This window comes from Bacteroidota bacterium (assembly GCA_018816945.1).
Classification (GTDB): Bacteria; Bacteroidota; Bacteroidia; order Bacteroidales.
Map to the genome: position 1 here is coordinate 87,722 of JAHIVC010000041.1, position 6,504 is coordinate 94,225.

Here is a 6,504-nt window from a genome sequence, read left to right on the forward strand (position 1 = left end):
TAGTTTACAATTTTGTAAATTGCATATGCACAAGAAACACATACAATTGGTTTTTTCAGTTTACAAGTCAAATCAAAAAAATAACCATGGAATATAAAGAACAGTTTAATATTCTGATAGTTGACGATAGGGAAGAAAATCTACTAACGTTGGAGAGTATTCTGGAAAACCCTGAATTAAATATTGTTAAAGCCAGATCTGGAAACGAAGCACTTGGATTGATGCTGGAATACAGCTTCGCAATGGTCCTGCTTGATGTGCAAATGCCTGAAATGGACGGATTTGAAACAGCCGAATTGATGAGAAGCAATGAGCGAACAAGAAATATTCCAATCATATTTGTTACAGCCATTAGCAAACAGCGTGAACATGTTTTTAAGGGATATGAGGCCGGAGCGGTAGACTATCTTTACAAACCACTTGACCTTGAAATATTACAAAGTAAAATTAGAGCATATATAGAGTTCTTTAAACAAAAGCACACCCTCGAATTAACCACGCGTAAATTAGAAAAAACAGTCAGTGAACTTAATATCTCTAAAAAAATTGCAGAAGAAGCTACCCAGGCAAAGAGTTTATTTTTAGCAAATATGAGCCATGAAATAAGGACCCCTTTAAACGGAATTATTGGAATGGCCGACCTGGCACTGCTGGATGCAGATATATCGGAACTTCATAAAGAACGCCTTACCGACATCAAACAATCGGGTGAATCGTTATTGGATATTATCAATGAAATATTGGATATTTCAAAAATTGAAGCCGACAAACTTGAATTAGAAAAGATTGAATTTAGTTTGCGTGACGTTATCCAGAAGGTAGTCAGGATGTTATCTGTTAAAATTCATCAGGAAAAACTTGAATTTAATTGCAAAATATCACCAGATGTTCCTGATTTGCTCTATGGTGATCCCGTGCGTATCCGTCAAATTTTGATCAACTTAATTGGTAATGCCATTAAATTTACTGAAGAAGGCAGCGTAACTGTTACAGTAAAATTGGTCGAAAACCCAAGAAATAAAACTAAAATTGAATTTTCGGTTGTTGATACAGGTATTGGCATTGACGATAGCAATGTCGATCGTTTGTTTGAATCTTTCAGCCAGAACGATTCGTCAACCACACGCAAACATGGGGGAACAGGACTTGGCCTTTCAATATCTAAAATGCTTGTCGAAGCAATGGGAGGAGCAATAAATGTCAAGAGCAAACTTGGTGAGGGCAGTCATTTCTATTTCGATATCGACTTTGAAACCAGTTCTGCATCAGTTGATGAAGGTTTGAGCAAATTAGGCGAAACTGACAAAAACCACAAAATACTGGTGATCGATCAAAGTGATCAGAATAGGAAGATCATGTCAGAATTATTCGATTATATCGAAATTGACTATCAAATGGCTTCCAACATGAAAACCGCTGAAGAGTTTATCAGAAAAGGAGCTGAAAAGAATGAAAAATTTACAGCGGTATTTGTTGATTATAACATACCATTAAATGAAGACATCAATATTGCTGATGAATTAAGCAAAGTGATTCCAAATGAACCGATTCCTGAACTTGTCTTGATGACACCTATTCAATATTCATTTGATCCTGCAAAAATAAAGAAATCGGGATTTAATCAATTCCTTTCAAAACCAATTCTTCAAAAAGAGTTGAGATTAATGCTGAGTAAAATCCTCCTGAAAGGAAAGCCTGTTACTAGTCCTGCAATAGATTTGGTTAAAGTTGCCAAGGAAGAATCCAATAATAATAAGATTCATATTCTTGTTGCAGAAGATCAGGCAATCAATCAAAAAATAATAAATCAATTTCTTTCCAGAAAAGGCTATAAAGTCACCCTTGTTGAAAATGGTCAGATTGCAGTTGACAAAGTTAAAAAAGAAAAATTTGATGTTATACTCATGGATGTACAAATGCCGGTTTTGGATGGTTATGATTCGACACGTCAGATCAGAAACTTTGAGAAAGGGGGAAAAACACACATTCCAATCGTTGCCATGACCGCACATGCAATGAAAGGAGACAGAGAGAAATGTATTGCAGCAGGCATGGACTATTATATTACCAAACCTGTTAATCCGGTAGAATTATATGAAACGATTGAGAAGTACACTCATCGTTGATTATACCAATCAAAGCATTATTGTAAACTAAAAGAAGTATGTATTATCAAAACCTGAAACAAAAAATAAGGAATTTTTTTAAATCATTTTTTTATATTGGAGTTGGCAAATCCTTACTAATATGGTTTCTTGCCATTTCTTTTATTCCTCTGGCATCAGTGAGTTTTATTAATTATTTAAACTCATACCTTGGCTTAACAATAATAGCTGAAAAATCATTAATTACTACATCCCAACTTCGCATTGAATACATTGAATCTTTTTTCAAAAGCAAGGTTGACTACTTGAATATTGAAAGTACACAAAAAGAAACTATTGATTTACTATCGGCTTTAAAAATCAGCTTTGATAAAACAGTTAACAAGGGCGATTATCAGCATGCCAGTGACCGGATGTCTAAATCTGAAATATTAAAAGCAAAATATTCAGCCCAAAGTTTAAAAGAACAATTTAAGGATCTCTATCTAATCGATAAAGAAGGGAATTTGCTTTTTACCCTAAACGAAGAACCATTACTTGGAACCAATCTATTCAACTCGCTTCCTTCAAAGAGTAAATTAAAAGAAATATGTAAACAGGTTTTGATATCTTCTGAAGTGAAATTTTCTGATCTCGAGAATCACAAAAACACTTATAAAAACATATCCGGCTTTATTGCCAAATCAATTATTGATGATAAAGGGAACCTCATTGGAATCATAGCAATCAGAATTTCAGTTGATGATTTAAATTATATACTCAGGTATAATGCTGATCTGGGAGATACAGGAGAAAGTTATCTTGTCGGAGAAGATTTATTATTTCGCTCTTCTTCACGTTTTGAGGAAGATTCGGTGATTATGCATAAGCAAGCCAAGAATGTTAAAACATTGAAGTGGCTTAATTTCAAAACTCATCAGAACGACCCTCAATATCTGGCCCTTAACAAATTGGATAAGGAAGAAATAACTACTTATATGAATAACCGAGGCTATTATGTTTTGGGAATTTATCGCGACTTACCCTTTTTAAGTAAATTAGGAGTGAATTGGGTAATGGTTGAAGAAATAAAACACGATGAAGCATTCGAATATGCGAAACAATTATCCGATATTGCCAAAGTTTCATTTATCATTACGGTAATCATTGTATTTTTCGTATCGATTTTTGTCACTCGCTGGTTTGTCAATCCTATCAAAAAACTTTCGGCTTGGACAAAACAGGTTGCTGAAGGAGAATTACAACCCAAAAATATAAAAGCTCCGAAAAATGAAGTTGGTGAAATGGTCGATACCTTCAATTCACTGGTTGTTTCATTAACCAACTATGCAAATATCAGTCAGTCATCGGCCTATGGCGACTATTCAAAAGCAGTTGAAATAAGAAGTGAAAAAGATGTATTAGGAAACTCTATGCATGCCATGATAGAGAGCTTTAAAGAAGTTGTTCGCCAGGCCAATAAAATTGCCAAAGGAGATTATACTTCAGATATCAGACCCAGAAGTGAACAGGATGCACTGGGAATTTCACTCTTTGAAATGACCAGACAATTACGTATCAACTCAAAAGAAATTAAAGAACAAGATTGGCTAAAAACCGGCATCAACAAAATTGACGGCATATTAAGCGGGCAGGAGAACATTCAACAACTCACTGATGATGTCATCAATTTCTTCATCGAATATCTTGGATCGCAAATTGGTCTGCTTTATATTAAAGAAGATGGTTACCTCAATCTTTCGGCTACGTATGCCTTTAAAAAATCGGATAAAAACTTTAAAAGGTTTGAAATCGGTGAAGGGATTGTTGGTCAGGTAGCGAAAGATCAAAAACTAATTACCTTATGTGAGTCTAAAGAAATTTTGCCAAGTTTAAATCTTGCATTTGGTGAAAAAACACCGGAACACTTTATTGTTGCGCCCGTTATTTTCGAAAAACAAACAACCGGCGTAATCATCTTGGGTTCTGTTAATGAATTTACCGATATACAGCAGCAGTTTTTTAAAATGGTGCTGGATAGTGTTGCAATTTCAGTAGATTCGGTTCAATCGAGGGTACAAGTGGAACTATTACTTAAACAAACACAAGAATTAGCAGATGAATTAACTGTTCAACAAGAAGAATTAAGACAAACTAACGAAGAATTGGAGCAACAAACACAAGCACTTAAACTTTCTGAAGAAAATCTTAAAAACCAGCAAGAAGAACTGAAAGTTACAAATGAGGAACTGGAAGAACGCACCAACGATTTGGAAATACAACGAGACAATATTAAGAGTAAGAATGAAGAGTTGAAAAGGGCGCAGGAAGAAATTGAACAAAAAGCCAAAGATTTAGAAAAAGCAAGCAAATATAAGTCAGAGTTCATGGCAAATATGTCGCATGAACTGCGAACACCATTGAACAGCATTCTCGTCTTATCACATTTGCTTTCAGAAAACAAGTCTAAACATTTGAATGAAAAAGAAGTTGAGTTTGCCAAAACCATAAATTCATCCGGTTCTGATTTATTAGAGTTGATCAATGAAATACTTGATCTTTCAAAGGTTGAATCAGGGAAATTGGATTTACATATCGAAGAATTCTACTTTCATGACCTAACCGCTTTTATTCAAAGAACCTTCGGACCTTTGACCGACAGCAAAAAACTTAAATTGATCACCCAAATTCAGGATGGGGTACCGCAATTTATTAAAACCGACATCCAACGTGTATATCAAATTCTTAAAAACCTTTTCTCTAATGCCATCAAATTCACTTCCAGTGGCAGTATTACACTTAACATATATAGACCGGAGGCAGATTTTAAACCGGAGAAGAGTGGTTTAGACGCTTCCAATTCTGTGGCAATTTCAGTTATTGATACAGGTATTGGAATAAAAAATGATAAACTCGATTTAATTTTCGAAGCATTTAAACAAGCTGATGGAACTACCAGCAGAAAGTATGGTGGTACAGGTCTTGGCTTAACTATTTCCAGAAGTTTTTCAGAAATCCTTGGTGGTGAAATAATGCTTACCAGTGAATATGGCAAAGGCACAACCTTTACTTTATATCTACCTCTTGTATTTGATGAAAACAAGCATCAAAAGATGATGGAAGCAAGTGAGTTGAAATCGAACTTTTCAACAAGCAAGAAAGAACAGCCGCAGTCACAAAACAATATCATTTCATTAAAAGAACCATCCTTTAAAGATGACAGAAGCAGTATAACTGCAGGTGATAAGTTTATCCTTGTTATTGAGGATGATGAAAATTTCAGTAAAGTATTGTATGACCTTTCACATGAAAAAGGATTTAAATGCATGGTAGCCCTTGATGGTGAATCAGGTTTACATTTGGCAGAATTTCATCAGCCTAGTGCAATCATACTTGATATTGGACTGCCCGGAATTGATGGTTATGAAGTAATGGAAAGGCTTAAGGACAATACGCGAACCAGACATATACCCGTTCATTTTATTTCTGCTTCCGACAAATCGATGAAAGCCATGAAAATGGGCGCAATCGGTTATTTAACAAAGCCTGTAAGTAACAATAAACTTGATGAAGCATTCAAAAAAATAGAAACGATTATCTCAAAGCCGATCAAAAGGGTTCTTGTGGTTGAAGACGATCAAATTATGCGGACCAGTATTGTCAAACTGCTTGGAGATACAAATATTAAAATCGTTGCCGTCGATACCGCCCAAAAAGCTTATGAGCTTTTAAAAACCGAAAAATTTGATTGTCAGATTTTAGATTTAGGATTAGAAGACATGTCGGGTTTCGAATTGTTGGGAAAAATCAGAGCAGATAAAAACATTGTTGACCTACCCATTATTATTTATACCGGGAAGGACCTATCGAAAGAAGATGAAAAAAAATTGAACCTGTATGCTGATAGTATTATTTTAAAAGGAGCCCGTTCGTTCGAGCGACTACTATCGGAAACCACCCTCTTCTTGCATCAAATTGAATCAGAAATGCCGGAAAGCAAAAGAAAAATTTTACAACAGCTTCATAACAGGGAGGAAATGCTTAAAGATAAAACCATTCTTATTGTTGATGATGACATGAGAAATGTATTTGCTTTATCGAGTTTATTAGAAGAAAAAGGACTCAAAATTATAGCTGCAAAAAATGGAATGGACGGATTGGACAAATTGTCGAAAACCCCCGAGATAGATTTGGTATTAATGGACATTATGATGCCTGAAATGGATGGATATGAAGCAATGCAGGAAATCAGAAAGGATCAGAAATACAAAAAATTACCAATCATTGCATTAACGGCCAAAGCAATGAAGGAAGATCGTGAAAGATGCATTGCTGCCGGAGCAAATGATTATCTCGCAAAACCTGTAGATACTGAAAAACTATTGTCCTTACTAAGAGTTTGGCTTTATAACAAATAATG

General features: G+C 35.0%; 2 protein-coding genes. Both read left to right on the forward strand.

Annotated elements, in window-relative coordinates; all coding sequences use genetic code 11:
- Window positions 1-86: 86 nt before the first annotated feature.
- Window positions 87-2,126 carry a response regulator gene (locus KKG99_07085; protein ID MBU1012751.1) on the forward strand — a complete coding sequence of 680 codons (2,040 nt, stop codon included), beginning with the start codon at window positions 87-89 and terminating at the stop codon, window positions 2,124-2,126.
- A 38-nt stretch (window positions 2,127-2,164) separates the two neighbouring features.
- The gene (locus KKG99_07090) at window positions 2,165-6,502 is read left to right on the forward strand and encodes a response regulator (GenBank protein ID MBU1012752.1); all 4,338 of its coding nucleotides are present in this window, start codon (window positions 2,165-2,167) and stop codon (window positions 6,500-6,502) included.
- The last annotated feature ends 2 nt before the right edge of the window (window positions 6,503-6,504 follow it).

Excerpts from the sequence above, each read along its gene's own strand:
- KKG99_07090 (MBU1012752.1), top strand. The coding sequence starts at position 2,165 with ATGTATTATCAAAACCTGAAACAAAAAATAAGGAATTTTTTTAAATCA.
- KKG99_07085 (MBU1012751.1), top strand. The coding sequence starts at position 87 with ATGGAATATAAAGAACAGTTTAATATTCTGATAGTTGACGATAGGGAA.